This is a genomic window from Azoarcus sp. L1K30, from assembly GCF_018122735.1.
Lineage (GTDB): Bacteria > Pseudomonadota > Gammaproteobacteria > Burkholderiales > Rhodocyclaceae > Parazoarcus.
Genome location: NZ_JAGRRD010000001.1, coordinates 2,603,619 through 2,619,346 on the forward strand (window position 1 = coordinate 2,603,619; position 15,728 = coordinate 2,619,346).

The following is a 15,728-nucleotide window of genomic DNA, read 5'->3' on the forward strand; positions in this document are numbered from 1 at the left end:
TTTACTCCAGACCGACAACCGGACCGACCGTACGCTTCCAGTCTGCCGAGCACGTCGGATTGGCCTGATCACACACCGCAGCCCAGTTCGGCACCGAGATGGCGCCGACCGCTTTCTTCACCATGGCCAGATCGGCCTCAGTCGGCTTGACGTTGACCAGATGGAACTTCTTGCCCGTGGTACACGGGTCCGCGCCGACATTGCAGTTGAGCGCGTCGTTGAAGAGCTCTTCGGAGTAGGTCCAGATCTCCTCGGTCAGCTGCTTGAATGCCGTCTGCAGTTTGACCTGCCCTGCCTCATCGAGCTGATTCCACGCCTTCAGCGAAATGCCGTAGCCATTGAGGGCCATTTGCACGCCAAGCGGCAACTGATGGGTCGTGACCTCGGGCCACCCTGCCGAATTGGCCGAACTGGGTCCAGTAATCGCGCAGTCGACAACACCTAGCGACAGCGCCTGATGGGTCTCGGCAAAGCTCACAGGTACCGGTACACCGCCTACGGATTCGACGAACTTGGCAAGGTTCTGGTCATAGACACGGACCTTGAGCCCCTTGACGTCGGCAAAGCTCGTCACCGGCTTCTTGCAGAACAGGATCTGGGGACCAAATGGCCACACGCCAAGCAGCTTGACCTTGAACTGCTGTTGCAGACGCCGGTCCAGCGTATCGAAATAGGCGGCGGCCACCTTGCGGCCGGTCACATAATCCGGATTAAGGCCGACGAGGTCCAGCCCGAGCAGGGTCGGCTCGTCACGCGAATTCTGCGATACCCGAATCGACACCAGATCGAACAGACCCGACTTCAGCACGCGCAGCTGCTCAGTATCCTTGATACCGGTGGTGTCGATGGGCTTGTAGTCGACCTCCACCGGCAGCCCCGTGCGCTCGGAGAAGTGCTCAAAGAATACTTGCTCCTTGTTTTTCTGAATCAGGCCGGTCGCAAGCGGCTGGCCGATGGCTTTCCACTTGATGGCCTCGGAGGCGTGGGCAGACGCGAAGGTGACGGTGGCAAGAAGGCAGGCTAGAAGCGGACGAAGTTTCATTTGAAGGCTCCATGGTTGATCACCGGATAGCAGAGCAGGGCTGAGGCACGCAAAACTGCTCAATATATTGCATACAATCGTGAGAACAAGATAAGCAGCATGCGTGCCAACATACCCACGCAAACCAAGATCCGCTCGCCATCCCCCATCGGAAGCGACAAAAACACACCGGCCGACACGGCGCATCAAGGCCAAGAGAGAAGGCGGGATGCACCACTACGATGCACCGACCGGAAAGCACGCACCAATCTCATGCGCAACCGGGACCCGTGGTGCTGCAATAATCGCTAGCGATTGTTTGATCAATTAATGAGTACAATCTGTGAAGACAATCCTCCGAGCACCGTAGTGGACACCAACAAACCAGACATCAACGAGATCGCCGACCGCGTCGTTAACGCGATCATGGAGCACCGCCTGCCGCCGGGTATCAAGCTTGCTGAGGAAAAGCTCGCCGCCGTGTTCGGCGTCAGCCGCACCAAGATCAGACAGGCGCTTACCCAGCTCGCAAAGGATGGTCTGGTCAAGCTTCATCCGAACCGCGGCGCCTTCGTCGCCAGCCCGTCGATTCAAGAGGCCCTCGACCTGTTCGCCACACGCCGCTTGCTCGAACCCGAGATCGTGCGCAACACCATTGCGCGTGCGGGAAAGGCGGAACTCAAACGCCTTCACCAGCATCTCGCCCTGGAGGCAGATGCGCGCGAGCGCAATGATCGGCGCGCAATCATCAAGCTATCCGGCGAATTCCACATGCTGCTCGCAGAAGTCAGCGGCAACGGGTTCATCAGCAAACTGATGGATGAACTGTGCCCGCTCACTTGCCTGATCATCGCCCTCTACGATGCGCCCAATACCCCTGCCTGCCCTGAAGATGAGCACACCCGGATTGTCGAAGCGATCGAGGCAAAGGACGTCGAGCGCGCCACTTCATTGATGCTTCACCATCTCGAACACGTGGAGCGTGAGCTCAATCTCGACGGCCGCGCCAAACCCGATATCGACTGGGACCGCATGTTCGGCTAACGCCCGACGCCTCGCCAGCACCCCACTCGCTCTACCGCCGTTTATCGCCTTCGGGCGAGGCGCCGGCACGCCCTTCCCTTCCAGGGAGTTCAAGCACGAATAAGGGTCTGGCAAAAATCTTGCTTTGCGTTTTGAGTCATCTTTTGTTTTCTTTTTTGTATACAACTTTTTTGCGGATTGATATCGTAAATCGCACCCAGAGTTGTTTTGCATCGACCCAAAGCTCGCTTTCCACCCTTTCAGCCAGGAGTCCACATGTTCAAGACTTGCCGTTCCGTCCTCTGTAGTGCCGTCGTCGGCGCCAGCCTGCTCGCAAGCAGCGTCCCCGCAACCGCCGTCCAGACCCTGCGCATCGTCGGCAACTTTCCCACCGGCCACACCAGTTCCGTCGCGATGGAGCAGTTCAAGGCCGATGTCGAGAACGCCAGCAAGGGGGAACTCAAGGTCGATGTCTTCCCCGCGATGCAATTGGGCGGCGCTCAGGAGAACGTCGATCAGGTGCGCTCGGGCGCCGTCTTTCTGACCTGGATATCGACGGCCTATTTGTCACGTACGGTGCCGGAACTCTCGGCTCTTGCCCTTCCCTTCCTCTTCGAGAGCAGGGAACAGGCATTCAAGGTGATCGACGGTCCGGTCGGCGCGGTCATGTCCGACCGCCTGGCAGTAAAGGGCTTTTCTGCGCTCGGTTATATGGAACTGGGCTCGCGCCACCTCACCAACAATGTGCGCCCGGTCAAGTCGCTTGACGACCTCAATGGACTCAAGATCCGACTCCAGCCGGACGAGACCCATCTCGCCACCTTCCGCGCACTCGGCGCGAACCCGACCACCATGGACATCAAGGAGGTCTATTCAGCGCTGCAGCAAGGCGTGCTCGACGGCGAAGAAAACCCTTACGCGGTGATTCGCGACCGCAACTTCAACCAGGTCCAGAAGTACGTCTCTGACACTGGCCACTTCTTCGACTTCATCGTCGTCGTCGCCAACAAGAAGAAGCTCGACGCCCTCGATCCAGCCATGCGCAAGGTCGTGGTCGATGCCATGACAAAAGCGGTGAGCACACAGCGCGCAATGGCCGCCGAAGCCGACATGCAGGCACTGACGGACCTGAAGGCTCGAGGCATGCAGTTCGACCCGGTGAGCCCCGCCTTCCGCGCGGAAATGAAGCGGGCCACTGCCGGCGTGATCGACATCGTGCGCGGCAAAGTCGGCGCCGAGCTGGTCGACGCGGTCGTTCAAGGCGCTCGCTGAGCACCCCTGGGGAATACGTCATGAACAAGTCAATGCGCGGTCTGCTCGCAGGCATCGACCACGTCACCCGCTGGGCCATCGTTGCCTGCATGGCGACGATGATCGGCGTCGTATCGATGCAGGTGTTGCTACGCTACGGCTTCTCGGCATCGATCGACTGGGCGGAAGAAATCTCACGCCTGGCTTTCGTGTGGGCCGTGTTCATGGCGATTCCCCACGGCGTGCGCCTGGGGGCGCACGTCGGAATCGACGTGCTGGCACGCCACTTCCCGAAACGTGCGAACCACTTGTTGCAAATCGCATTGCGCGTTGCCAGCGCCGTGCTGACGGCAATCGTCGCAGTGCAGGCCACGCTTGCCGCACGCGATAACTGGGACCAGCTCATGCCGACCATCAACCTGTCGACGGGCTGGTTCTACCTTGCGGTTGCAACCGGCTGTGCACACGCGGCGATTCACCTGAGCGCTCAGGCATGGGGCGGAGAATTCCGTGACCTGCCCGCCACAACGGAGGATGCGGAATGACCGCCATCGCCATTTCGGGCTTTTTCCTGCTCGCCCTGCTCGGCATGCCGCTGGCTTTCGCGCTGGGGTTCTCGGCACTGGCGGGGATGACCGCCGGCGACGTGGAATGGGCTGTCTTCCCCCAGCGCATGATGTATGCGCTCAACTCCTTTCCGCTGCTCGCCATTCCCTGCTTCATGGTGGCCGGCGAGTTGATGGTCGAGGGCGGCATCATGGAGCGGCTGGTCACGCTGGCAAACAGCCTCGTCGGCCGAGTACGGGGTGGACTGGCGCATGTGACCGTGCTCTCCTCCGCCTCGCTCGCAGCCGTGTCCGGTACTGCGGTGGCAGATGCGACCGCCCTGTCGGCGACCATGATGCCGACGATGTCCAAGTATTACGACCGCCCATTCGGTGCCGCGCTGATTGCCGCGGCAGCCAACCTCGGCCCCATCATTCCGCCCAGCGCTGCCATGATCGTCTACGCCTACATGGCGGGGCCGAGCGTATCTGTTGGCGCATTGTTCATGGCCGGCGTCGTACCGGGCCTGATTCTCGCCGCAGCAATGATGGCTTACGCCTCTTGGTATGCCCATCGCCACAACTACCCGCCGACCGGCGAAGCCTTCAGCCTGCGCCGCTTTCTGACGACGCTGAGATCCTCTCTGATCGTGGTGGCGATGCCCTTCCTCGTGATCGGGGGCATCGTCGGCGGCGCCTTCACGGCCACCGAAGGCTCGGCAATCGCGGTCATCTACGCCCTCCTGATCGGGCTCTTCGTGACCCGCCGAGTCAAACTCGCCGACCTCCCGGGTGTGCTGTTCCGTGCTGCAGTGACGACCGGCGTCGTCGGCGCGCTGATCGCCTTCGCCTCGGCGGTGACATACCTGCTTACGATCGACATGCTGCCCATGCACCTCGCCGACTTCGTCCGCGGGCTGACCACCGACCCGCTGGTATTCCTCCTGCTGATCATGGCCCTGCTGGTCTTCGTCGGCATGTTCCTGGAGTCGAACGCCGCCTACATCATGCTCGTACCGCTGCTTGCACCACTGGCCGGCAGCTACGGAATCGACCCCATCTATTTTGGCTTCCTGTTCGTTCTCAACCTCGTCATCGGCATGCTCACGCCCCCCGTCGGCGTGCTGCTCTTCGTCGTTAGCAGCGCCGCCAAGGTACCGATGAACAGTCTCACCATCGCCGCGCTCCCCTTCATCGGCCTGCAATTCGCCCTGCTCGCCTTGTGTATCGCCTTCCCCTCACTGGTCACTGCCCTGCCTCGTGCGCTGGGCTATTGAACCCACCTCCTCTGGAATATGCCATGAACGCATCCAAACGCACCCTGCTGGGCATCCTGACCCCCTCCTCCAACACCGCTCTCGAACCGCTCACATCGGCCATGGTCGCTTGTGTACCCGGTGTCAGCGCCCACTTCTCGCGCTTCACCGTCACCCAGATCTCGCTTGAGCAACAGGCATTGGGACAATTCGACGACAGCAAGATCCTCGCCGCCGCACGACTCCTGGCCGATGCCCATGTGGACGTCATCGGCTGGAGCGGCACCGCCGCGGGCTGGCTCGGCTTCGAACACGACCGCAAGCTCTGCCGTCGCATCGAAGACACCACCGGCATTCCGGCCACGACCTCGGTGCTTGCGCTGAACGAGATCATGGATCGCACCGAACGGCGCGAATTCGGACTCGTATCGCCCTACCTGGATGAGGTGCAGACGCGCATCATCGCCAACTACACTCGGGAGGGCTACCGCTGCGTGGCCGAGAGCCATCTCGACATCAGCGTCAACTTCGACTTTTCCGAAGTCGACGAAGACACGCTGAGCCGCCAGGTAAGGGAGGTCGCCGCCCACGGACCACAGGCCATTGCCACCTATTGCACCAACTTGCGCTCTGCCCAGCTCGTTGCCCAATGGGAAGCCGAGCTTGGCGTCCCGGTGTATGACACGACCGCGACGGTGGTGTGGAAGATGCTGCGCATGAGCGGACACGACACCACGAAGATCACCGGCTGGGGCCGGCTCTTCCAAGAGGCCAACTGACATGGATGCCTTCGACCTTGTCGTTCGAAATGCGCACTGTGCCACGGCCGCAGACGTGTTCGACGCCGACATCGGCATCAAGGACGGGCGCATCGCCGCGCTCGGCAAGGGTCTCGCGCCAGGCCGTGAAGAGATCGACGCAGCCGGACGCTGGGTCCTTCCGGGCGGCATCGACGGCCACTGCCACCTCGACCAGCCCATGAACGACGGTTCGAAAATGGCCGACGATTTCATCACTGGCACCCGCTCCGCGGCCTGCGGCGGCACGACGACGGTGATCCCCTTTGCCTGCCAGATCAAGGGACAAAGCCTGCGTGCCGCCGTCGACGACTACCACCGCCGAGCGCACGGCAAGGCCAGCGTCGACTATGCCTTCCACCTCATCGTCTCCGACCCCACGCCCGAGGTGCTGGAGAATGAACTGCCGGCACTGATCCGCGAAGGCTACAGTTCGTTCAAGATCTACATGACCTACGACGATCTCAAGCTCGCCGATCGCCAGATCATCGACGTGCTTGCGGTGGCGCGCGACGAAGGCGCGATGGTCATGATCCATGCCGAAAACACCGACTGTATCGCCTGGCTCACCGAGCGCCTGATCCGCGCGGGCAAGACCGCACCGCGCTACCATGCCGCGTCGAGGCCGATGCTGGTCGAACGCGAGGCCACACACCGCGCGATTGCATACGCCGAAATGGTCGATGTGCCCATCCTGATCGTCCATGTCTCCGGCCACGAAGCGATTGAACAGATCCAGTGGGCGCAAAACCACGGCCTGCGCATTTACGGAGAAACCTGCCCCCAATATCTGTTCCTGACCGCTGACGACCTCGGCATCGACGACAGCCCGAGCAGCCATGAACACGGCGCAAAGTGCATTTGCAGCCCGCCGCCGCGGGACAAGGCCAACCAGCAAGTGGTGTGGGACGCACTGGCGGCAGGCGTCTTTCAGATTTTCTCATCCGACCACGCCCCCTTCCGCTACGCGGGGCCCGACGGCAAACTCGGGGCCGGCGCCGATGCCCGCTTCGACCAGATTCCCAACGGCATCCCCGGCCTCGAAACCCGTATGCCGCTACTGTTCTCGCATGGTGTGCTCGACGGCCGCATCGACATCTGCCAGTTCGTCGCCCTGACCTCGACCAACGTCGCCAAGACCTATGGCCTGTATCCGCGCAAAGGCTCGATCGCCATCGGCGCCGATGCCGACCTCGTGATCTGGGATGCCGGCACCACACGTACGATCTGCAATACCGACCTCCATCACGCGGTGGACTACACGCCTTACGAGGGCATCGAGGTCAAGGCATGGCCGGCACTCACGCTGCTGCGTGGTACGCCGGTATGGCGCGATGGTCGCTTTCTCGGCACCGCTGGCGAAGGACGCTTTCAGGCTTGCGCCCTGCCGGCCCCGGCCCGACCCAAGTTCTCCCGGGAGGCCGCATGATCAAGACCGGGCCCGCACTCGCCGATGCGCTCATCCGCGCCTGGCATAGTGGCCAGCCGCTCGACAGCGAGACCGCCACCCGACTGGCACCACCCGACCCGGCCAGCGCCTACCGCATCCAGCGCCAGGTGGGCGATGCCCTCGGCTGGTTCCCCGGCGGTCGCCCCAAGGCATGGAAAATCGGCGCAGCCAGTCGTGAATCGCTGCCAACAGCCGCACCGATCGCGGACCGCGCAGTGATCGCATCGCCCGCTCGGTTCGACATGAGCGGTTGCCACACCATGATCGGTATCGAGGTCGAACTCGCCATCCGACTCGCGCGCCCATTGGGCGCAGGGAGTAGCGCAGCGGATGTGCGCAGCGCCATCGGTTCGGTCATGGCCGCCATCGAGATCTGCGACGTGCGGGCGAGTTCGCCCGCCTGGTCGCAACTTCCTCCGCTGTTTCGCCTGGCCGATCAGCAGATGAATCGCTGCCTGCTGCTCGCGCCCCCTGCTGCCAATGTCTGGCCCGACGATTGTGCCGACATTGAAGTACGGCTCGAGATCAACGGCCAGGACACCCTGCGCCAACGGGGTGGCCACCCGCTCGTCGATCCCCTCTACCGCTTGCCCTGGCTCGCCGAGCATGTGGCGAACGAATACCCACAAGGCCTGCAGGCGGGTGACATCATTACCACAGGCACCTGGACAGGGCTCTACGAAGCCCGGCCGGGCGACCACATCCGCGCCAGCTTCGCCGGCTTCGGCGAGGTCGAACTCAAGGTCGCCGCCTGAAATGAAACCTTCCATGCATCCCGGAGCCCTCATGCGTCTGCTTGTTATCAACCCGAACACCTCAGCCAGCGTCACGGAGAAGATCGCCGCCGTCGCGCGCAGCGCCGCAGCCCCCGGCACCGAACTTGAATTCGTCACCGCGCCCTACGGCGTTCCCTATATCGCCACCCGGGCCGAGGCCATCATCGGCGGCCGTGTGGTGCTGGAGATCCTCGCAGAGCGCGCGGCCGAATTCGACGCAGCCATCGTTGCCGCCTTCGGCGACCCCGGCCTGGGTGCCGCGCGCGAGCTGTTCTCGCTTCCCGTCGTGGGCCTCGCCGAAGCCGCGATGCTGCTTGCCTGCCCGCTGGGACGGAAGTTCTCGATCGTTTCTTTCTCCAGCAGGCTCGAGCCGTGGTATCGCGAATGTGTCGAATGGCAGGGACTGAGCGGGCGGCTGGCCAGCATTCGCATGCTCGACGCCACGGTGGCCGATGTCGGGCGGATCCAGGCCGAGAACGAGGACCTGCTCGTCGCCCTCGCCAACGCCGCGGTCGAGGAAGATGGTGCCGAAGTGGTGATACTGGCCGGGGCACCACTGGCCGGACTCGCCTCACGCGTTACCGAGCGCGTGCCGGTGCCGCTGATCGAAAGCGTCAGCGCAAGCGTCAAGCTGGCTGAAGCACTGGTCGCACTCCGCCCGCGCAAACCCCTGACAGGCTCATATCGCCAATCGGCTGCAAAACCGGCTACGGGCCTGCCCGATGCACTCACCCGCCTGATCGAAACAGGGCAAGCTAGCACAATCCGCTGAATTCCCGTGAAACGCCAGGCGCGCCCCGGACGGACCGTTCAATCTGTCCGGGGCGCATTGTTGCAGCTTTGCCGGCCAGAACGTTGCACTTGTGCAAGTCCGCGGCAGCGAGACGTCCTACTCGGGCACGTACAAGGTCTGCCCATCGAAGGTGACCAGATCGGCGGCGAATGGTGCCGGCGCGATATCGGGCACGTTCGCCGCAGACAGCGCCGGCGCGCCGGCGCCGCGCGGTACGGTGTGCACTACCTGGCTCGGCGGCAACGGCGTGCCATTGCGCAAGTGCGCGTACATCAGGTCGAGGGCCTCGAACAGGTAGTGATGCAGCGGCACGAAACGCTCCCTCAGCCCGGCAAGCGAGTTGAGTGCATCGAGGTGATGGGCATTGGTGATCTCGTAGTAGCGCAAGCCGCTCGAGCCGCCTTCGACCAGTTGATTCAGGCCGACATAGGCACGCGAAGTGTGATTGATCGGCAGGATCGCGTCGTTGCGGCCGGTCACGAACACCGCTGGACGCCCTCGCAGATCACCGCTGGCACGAATGCGCTCGATACTGTTCAGGATCTGCCGATGCACGCTGCGCGCGTTACCGCGCAGTTTCTCGCCGGTCACCGGATCGACGCCGGTCGCCAACGCACGCAGGCACAGCGCACCGTCGAGATTCTGATCCGCGCGTCCGCTCGACGCGCTGGTCGACGCCCGGTTCTCGAGCGCGCCGCCCACCGCCGCGTTGTTGATCAGATTCACCCCGGCCGTCGGCGGGATGCCGTTGCTGGTGCCGAACAGCTTCGCCTCCGCAGCCGGGTCCAGTGCCATCGGCTTTCCTGTACCGTCGGTAGCCCCGAGACTGTAGTCGCACAGATTGTCGAGAACGCTCTGCTTGCCATAGGCGTTGGCATAAGTCATCGCGATGCTCTGCGCCACGTTCAGGAACCAGTGCGAGGGCTGAACGATGTTCTGCTCGGTGCTCCAGCCGTAGGCGTTGATGATCTGCTGCGCCTCGTTCGCCTGCCCGGACGGGTCCTGCGCACTGAGCAGGCCCTTCTCGTGCAGCGAAGTACACGCCGCCGGACTCGGGGCAAAGTTGAACGGCGCGGTGAGATTGCCGGGCGCAGCACTCGCACAGCCCTGGTAGACATTGATCAGCGTCGTGTAATCGAACAGGCTGCGACTGTGGTCGACGAAAGGCGCCCCGTTGCCCTGAACGATGGCAAAGGCTCTCGGTTGCGGATTCACGTTCGGCTCCGAGACGGCAACCCCGTCGATCAGCCCCCAACGATCCATCTCCGCCGCGCGCACCGAGGCACCACCGCCATTCGATACGCTGGACGCAATCACCAGCGTGTTCTCCGGCGTGATGCGCTGGCGTTTCCAGTGCTTGTTCTGCGGCTCGGCAAATTCCTCATTGAGCACGTAGAAGGCGAAGCGGATGGACTGCAGTACGTTCAGCCCCCAGTCCTCCTCCGGGTTCTGTTCCGAATGCGCATGTTTGAACGCATAGCGATTGGGAAAGGCGGCATCGAACGCCGCACGCTTGCCATCGCCCACCCTGGCGGTAAATTGCGAATCCTTGCGCAGCAGGTTGGCCTCTTCCCAGGTGCCATCGATGGCAGTGACGCGGTCCGTGGCGAGATTATGTGCGCCGGTTCCCGTGCCCTTGTCGGTGTAGGCCACCGCGCAACCATGCTTGAGCCCCCACTCTCCGGCCGTACCGATGGCGCCGTAAATGCCACGCGACCCCGATGAGGGCGCGGTCACGATGCAGGGATTGTCTGGGTCGAAACTGTCCGGGATCTGAACCATCAGGGTAACGTTCGCCCGCCCCGACTCGTTGCCCGCATAGGCCAGGTACTCGACGCCGGCAATCAGCCCCTCGCCCGCGCCGGGCACACCATTGGCATCGACATTGGGGCCGAAAAAGTAACCATAGCCGTTGCCTTCATCGGTCGGCACCAGCGCGCGGTAATTGTTGTAGATGGCAATACGACGCAACTCCGATGCCGTCGGCGCGAGCGCGTTGACGGGGACGGGCGCAGCGCCGGCAAGCCCCGATTTACCCAGTCCGGCGGTCAGCAGGTCATCGGTAAGGCCGTCGTACGTATGCATCTGTACCGTCCCCCTGATGAACTCGGGCAGGCGGTTCGGCGCGTCTCCGGCAAATGCAGCGAGCGGCTGCATGAACATCAAGCACAACAAGCCCTTGCGAAAACCGGTGTTCAATTCCATGTTGGTCTCCCCACTGTTGGTATCGGTCTCGGTCGGCAGCGGTGAGCCGCCGCCCGACCGGACATCTCAGCATAGGACAGGAGGATGAAACCACCAGCTATGGTTAACGCGTATGCGTCGACCGTACGTCTGCCATGCCAGCGGATTTCAACAGCGGGCTCAAGGCCAGCAAGCCCAGCACGGGTCCGGGCAGCAACAGCCAGGCCACATGCGCACCCAGCGCAGGCCACAGCCGGGTACCGAGACTGATCGAGACCATGGTCACCGCGAACCCGATCGCGTTCTGCAGCGCCAGCGCGCTACCGACCGCAACAGGCTGGCAAGCGCGGGCCGACAGTGCGGAAAAATGCGGCGAGTCGGCCACCACACTGGCGCCCCACACCAGCAACAAGGTCGCGAGCAGCGCTGGCGGCGCATCGACTGCAAACGGATACACCGCGCAACAGGTCGCCGACAGCGCCAGCGCAATGGCCGCCACCGGCGCGCTGCCGATCCGCCGGCTGAGCATGCCGCCCCCCACACAGCCGGCAGCGCCGACGCCGATGACGCAGAACGCCGCGGCCGACATCGAGGCAGCCGTCCACCCCGCCGTTGCCGGCAGCGCGGCGAGCATCAGGGGCACCAGCGTCCAGAATGCATAGAGTTCCCATTGGTGGCCAAAATAGGCCAGGGCCGACGCGCGAAACGCTGGAATGCGGAAACTCAGCAATACTTCGCCCAGATGCAGGCCATGCGCGCCGCCGCGACGCGCCAGATGCGGCCCGTCTCCGAGGCGGAACACCAGTACAGCCGCCACCACGGCCAGCATCGACGACACCAGTATCGCGACCTGCCAGCCCCATCCCGCATCGAGCATGCGCACGCCGTGCGGGAGCGAGGTCCCCAAGGTTAGCATGCCCACCAGCCAAGCCAGCGCCGCGCCGGCCTGCTGCGGCACCCAGCTCACCACGAGCTTCATGCCCAGCGGGTAGACGCCAGCCAGCGCAAGACCGACCACGAAGCGCAGCGGCAGTCCGCTGTGCATGCCGTCCGCTGCGAGCGCAAACGCGGCATTCGCCCCCGCGCCCAGCACCGCGCAACAGGCGAAGATCCAGCTCGCGGCGAAACGATCGGCCAAGCCCGTGAGCGCAAAGCCCAGCGTACCGAGAATGAAGCCGAACTGAACGGCGTTGGTCAGCTGCCCGATATCGGCGCTGGCCAGCCCCCAGGCGCGCATGAGATCGTCTCCGGCACTGTTCGCCGAAAACCACAGCGACGTACCGAGCAACTGGGCCAACACAATGATGAAAAGCGGCGAAGGGCGCATGGCGCGAGTGTGAAGGTGTCCGTCTGCCAACTCAAGCGCCCGTTGCCGCCACCAGCACCGCACGAACGGGATACCATTACGCCTTTGACGCACCGTGCGGACCCACCCCTACCACCGGCCTCGCCCACACCATCACGTGACAAGCAAAACCACCCCCCCAGCACGCATCCCCACCATTACCGTCGGCCTACGCCCCTTTCCCGGTGTCGTCGCCACCGTCGAGGAAGGCAGCACGCCCCCTGCCGTGCGCATGCTGCTAGCGACCCTGCACGCCCAGCCCAATGGCGGTGCGCGCTTCGTGTTCGATGTCGACGCCGACCTCGCGCGCCTGCGCATCCCGGCGGCGAGTGAATCAGGCTCGGCCGACGAACTGTGGCGCCACACCTGTTTCGAGGTGTTCCTTGCCGCCCCCGGCAGCGATGCTTACCACGAGTTCAACTTCTCGCCCTCGGGGCAGTGGGCGCACTATGCGTTTGGCGCCTATCGCGAGCGCGACGCGCAATTCAGCCCGGCCGTCGCCCCCCGCCTGCATTGCAGCTTGCGTGCCGACGGCTTCACGCTCGAAGCAGAGCTGACAGCCGCCAGCCTGCCCGCGCGCGCCGACAGCGCCGACTTCCGCGTCGGCCTGTGCGCAGTGATCGAACTGGCCAATGGCGAACTCGAATACTGGGCCCTCCACCATGGTGCCGACAAACCCGACTTTCACGACCGCAATGGCTTCGTGCTGGCACTGAGTCCGACCGTGCCGGAGGCGGAATGAGCGCCGTGGAGTTCGGCATCGACCGCGTGCTGGCCGACGCCAGCCTGCGCCGGCCGCTGGCAGGGCGACGACTCGCGCTGCTGGCGCACCCGGCCTCGGTCACCCGCGACCTCACCCACGCACTCGATGCCCTGAGCGCACTGCCCGACCTGAACATCACCGCAGCCTTCGGCCCACAACATGGGCTGCGCGGCGACAAGCAGGACAACATGGTCGAAACGTCCGACTTCATCGACCCGACGCATGGCATTCCGGTATTCAGTCTGTACGGCGAGGTGCGTCGCCCCACCACAGCGATGATGGACCACTTCGACGTGTTGCTCGTCGATCTGCAGGATCTCGGTTGCCGCATCTACACCTTCATCACCACGCTGCGCTATGTGCTCGAAGAGGCCGCGCGCCATGGCAAGGCGGTGTGGGTGCTCGACCGTCCCAACCCGGCAGGCAGGCCGGTAGAGGGCACGCTCTTGCGTGCGGGCTGGGAGAGTTTCGTCGGCGCGGGACCGATGCCGATGCGCCACGGCCTCACCATGGGCGAGATGGCGCGCTGGTTCATCGCCACGCTAGGCCTCGATGTCGAATGCGAAGTCGTCACCATGCACGGCTGGCAGCCCGAGCTCGCGCCCGGCTTCGGCTGGCCGCTCGGCGCGCGCAGCTGGATCAACCCCAGCCCCAACGCCCCCAACCTGTCAATGGCGCGCGCCTATGCCGGCACGGTGATGCTCGAAGGCACTACCCTGTCCGAAGGTCGCGGCACCACACGCCCGCTCGAACTCTTCGGCGCCCCCGACATCGAGGCCCGCGCACTCGTCGCCGAGATGCGCAACATCGCTCCCGAATGGCTGGGCGGCTGCGTACTGCGCGAATGCTGGTTCGAGCCCACGTTCCACAAGCATGCCGGCAAACTGTGTGCGGGGGTGCAGATCCATGTCGACGACCCGTCGCACTACGAACATGCCCGCTTCCGTCCGTGGCGCCTGCAAGCGCTCGCGTTCAAGGCACTCCGGCGGATGCGGCCCGACTACCCGTTGTGGCGCGACTTCCCCTACGAGTACGAACACGACCGCCTCGCCATCGACCTGATCAACGGCGGGCCCCTGTTGCGCCAATGGGTGGACGATCCGGGCAGTCATCCCGGCGACCTCGACACCCCCGCCACCGCGGACGAGACCGCGTGGTGCGACACCCGCCGCCCCTTCCTCCTCTATCCCTGACCCCTTCGGAGCCCTCGCGATGAAACACGCCCTCAAGATCTTCGCCTGCAACTCCAACGACGGACTCGCAAACGAGATCTGCACTCGCCTGGGCGTCCGTCCCAGCCAGCTCGAGATCTCGCGCTTCTCCAACGACAACCTGCATGTGCAGATCCTGGAAAACGTGCGCGAGCGCGACGTTTATGTGGTGCAATCCTTCACCGAGCCGGTAAGCGATCACATCCTGGAGATGATGATCACCATCGACGCCCTGCGCAGCGCCTCGGCCCAGCGCATCACCGCGGTCATCCCGTACTATTCCTACGCACGCTCGGACAAGAAGGACAAGCCGCGGATTTCGATCACCGGCCGCCTCATCGCCGACATGCTGGTCACCGCTGGCGCCAGTCGCGTGCTCACCATGGACCTGCACGCCGATCAGGTCCATGGCTTCTTCAGCGTGCCGGTCGATCACCTCACCGCCATCCCGACCATTGCCGAACACTTCCGCGAACGTCATGACCTCGGCAACATGGTCGCCGTCGCCACCGATGCCGGCGGCGCCAAGCGCGTCGGCCGTTTCTCCGAACGCCTCGGCATCCCCATGGCGATCATCGACAAACGCCGCGTCAGCGACACCGACGTCAAGCAGGGCGAAGTCGTGGGTGATGTGCGCGGTCGCGACGCCGTGATCTTCGAGGACGAGATCTCGACCGGCGGCACACTGATCTCCACCATCAACACCTTGCGCGCCGCGGGTGCCCGCAGCATCCACGCCGGCGCCGTTCACGGCGTACTGTGCGGGCCCGCGATCGAGCGCCTGCGCGATGCCCCGATCGACTCCATCGTCGTCACCAACACCGTGACCGTGGCGCCGGAAAAGCGGCTCGACAAGCTCACCGTGCTGACCGTGGCGCCGCTGTTTGCCTCGGCCATCGAGCGCATTCACAGCGGCGAGAGCGTCGGTGCCCTGTTCGAATAACGTCTATCAGCACCTCTACCGGAGAGCATGATGTTCATCGCAATGAATCGATTCAGGATCGCACGCGGCCACGAAGAGACCTTCATCAACCACTGGCGGCAGCGCGAGAGCTATCTCGAAGAAGTGCCCGGCTTTGTCCGCTTCAACCTGATGCGCGGACCGCAGACCGAGGAATACACCCTGTTTGCATCGCACACGGAGTGGAAGGACGAACAGGCCTTTGCCGACTGGACGCAGTCCGAAGCCTTTGCCAAGGCCCATGCGAACGCGGGCAAGAGCCCGCGCGAGATCTATCTCGGACCGCCTCAGCTCGAATTGTTCGAATCGGTCCTCTGATCGCCACGGAGCAGGTCGGTGACACCCGCCTGCA

At 63.8% G+C, this 15,728-nt stretch carries 15 protein-coding genes; 12 read left to right on the forward strand and 3 right to left on the reverse strand.

Features of this window, described 5'->3' with window-relative positions:
- Position 1 precedes the first annotated feature (1 nt).
- A complete protein-coding gene (locus J5J83_RS11975) occupies positions 2–1,042 on the reverse strand; it encodes a TRAP transporter substrate-binding protein (RefSeq protein ID WP_212349395.1) in 1,041 nt (346 codons plus the stop codon).
- A 309-nt stretch (positions 1,043–1,351) separates the two neighbouring features.
- Between J5J83_RS11975 and J5J83_RS11980 the strand changes: the two genes are divergently transcribed.
- The 8 genes from J5J83_RS11980 to J5J83_RS12015 all read left to right on the forward strand — a co-directional run bounded on the left by J5J83_RS11980 (position 1,352) and on the right by J5J83_RS12015 (position 8,891).
- A complete protein-coding gene (locus tag J5J83_RS11980; RefSeq protein ID WP_212349397.1) occupies positions 1,352–2,065 on the forward strand; it encodes a GntR family transcriptional regulator in 714 nt (237 codons plus the stop codon).
- 255 nt (positions 2,066–2,320) lie between these two features.
- The gene (locus tag J5J83_RS11985; protein ID WP_212349399.1) at positions 2,321–3,316 is read left to right on the forward strand and encodes a TRAP transporter substrate-binding protein; all 996 of its coding nucleotides are present in this window, start codon (positions 2,321–2,323) and stop codon (positions 3,314–3,316) included.
- A 20-nt stretch (positions 3,317–3,336) separates the two neighbouring features.
- Positions 3,337–3,840 (forward strand): TRAP transporter small permease, encoded by a 504-nt coding sequence (locus J5J83_RS11990; protein ID WP_212349401.1) that lies wholly within the window; start codon positions 3,337–3,339, stop codon positions 3,838–3,840.
- On the forward strand, positions 3,837–5,117 hold the full coding sequence (locus tag J5J83_RS11995; RefSeq protein WP_212349403.1) for a TRAP transporter large permease: 1,281 nt from the start codon (positions 3,837–3,839) through the stop codon (positions 5,115–5,117). Before J5J83_RS11990 ends, J5J83_RS11995 begins: the two co-directional genes overlap by 4 nt.
- A 23-nt stretch (positions 5,118–5,140) precedes the next feature.
- On the forward strand, positions 5,141–5,875 hold the full coding sequence (locus tag J5J83_RS12000) for an aspartate/glutamate racemase family protein (RefSeq protein ID WP_212349405.1): 735 nt from the start codon (positions 5,141–5,143) through the stop codon (positions 5,873–5,875).
- A gap of 1 nt (position 5,876) precedes the next feature.
- Entirely contained in the window at positions 5,877–7,322 is a 1,446-nt protein-coding gene (gene hydA, locus J5J83_RS12005) for a dihydropyrimidinase (protein WP_212349407.1), read from the forward strand.
- Positions 7,319–8,098 carry a fumarylacetoacetate hydrolase family protein gene (locus tag J5J83_RS12010; RefSeq protein WP_212349409.1) on the forward strand — a complete coding sequence of 260 codons (780 nt, stop codon included), beginning with the start codon at positions 7,319–7,321 and terminating at the stop codon, positions 8,096–8,098. Before hydA ends, J5J83_RS12010 begins: the two co-directional genes overlap by 4 nt.
- A 31-nt stretch (positions 8,099–8,129) precedes the next feature.
- On the forward strand, positions 8,130–8,891 hold the full coding sequence (locus J5J83_RS12015) for an aspartate/glutamate racemase family protein (RefSeq protein WP_212349411.1): 762 nt from the start codon (positions 8,130–8,132) through the stop codon (positions 8,889–8,891).
- Positions 8,892–9,008: 117 nt separating this feature from the next.
- Here J5J83_RS12015 and J5J83_RS12020 read toward each other — a convergent pair whose 3' ends face one another.
- Both J5J83_RS12020 and J5J83_RS12025 read right to left on the reverse strand, forming a co-directional pair.
- Positions 9,009–11,117, reverse strand: coding sequence for a 3-hydroxybutyrate oligomer hydrolase family protein (locus tag J5J83_RS12020; protein WP_212349413.1), 2,109 nt, complete (start codon positions 11,115–11,117; stop codon positions 9,009–9,011).
- 103 nt (positions 11,118–11,220) lie between these two features.
- On the reverse strand, positions 11,221–12,423 hold the full coding sequence (locus J5J83_RS12025) for an MFS transporter (RefSeq protein ID WP_212349415.1): 1,203 nt from the start codon (positions 12,421–12,423) through the stop codon (positions 11,221–11,223).
- Between the two features lie 136 nt (positions 12,424–12,559).
- On the opposite strand from J5J83_RS12025, the gene J5J83_RS12030 reads away from it, so the two are divergent.
- Genes J5J83_RS12030 through J5J83_RS12045 form a run of 4 tightly spaced genes read left to right on the forward strand, consistent with a single transcriptional unit; the run spans position 12,560 to position 15,694 of the window.
- Positions 12,560–13,183 carry a DOMON-like domain-containing protein gene (locus tag J5J83_RS12030; RefSeq protein WP_249115700.1) on the forward strand — a complete coding sequence of 208 codons (624 nt, stop codon included), beginning with the start codon at positions 12,560–12,562 and terminating at the stop codon, positions 13,181–13,183.
- Positions 13,180–14,397: a DUF1343 domain-containing protein gene (locus J5J83_RS12035; protein ID WP_212349417.1), complete on the forward strand. Its 1,218-nt coding sequence runs from the start codon at positions 13,180–13,182 to the stop codon at positions 14,395–14,397. The genes J5J83_RS12030 and J5J83_RS12035 overlap by 4 nt, the downstream gene beginning before the upstream one ends.
- Before the next feature lie 19 nt (positions 14,398–14,416).
- On the forward strand, positions 14,417–15,358 hold the full coding sequence (locus J5J83_RS12040; protein ID WP_212349418.1) for a ribose-phosphate pyrophosphokinase: 942 nt from the start codon (positions 14,417–14,419) through the stop codon (positions 15,356–15,358).
- Positions 15,359–15,385: 27 nt separating this feature from the next.
- The gene (locus J5J83_RS12045) at positions 15,386–15,694 is read left to right on the forward strand and encodes an antibiotic biosynthesis monooxygenase (protein ID WP_249115701.1); all 309 of its coding nucleotides are present in this window, start codon (positions 15,386–15,388) and stop codon (positions 15,692–15,694) included.
- The last annotated feature ends 34 nt before the right edge of the window (positions 15,695–15,728 follow it).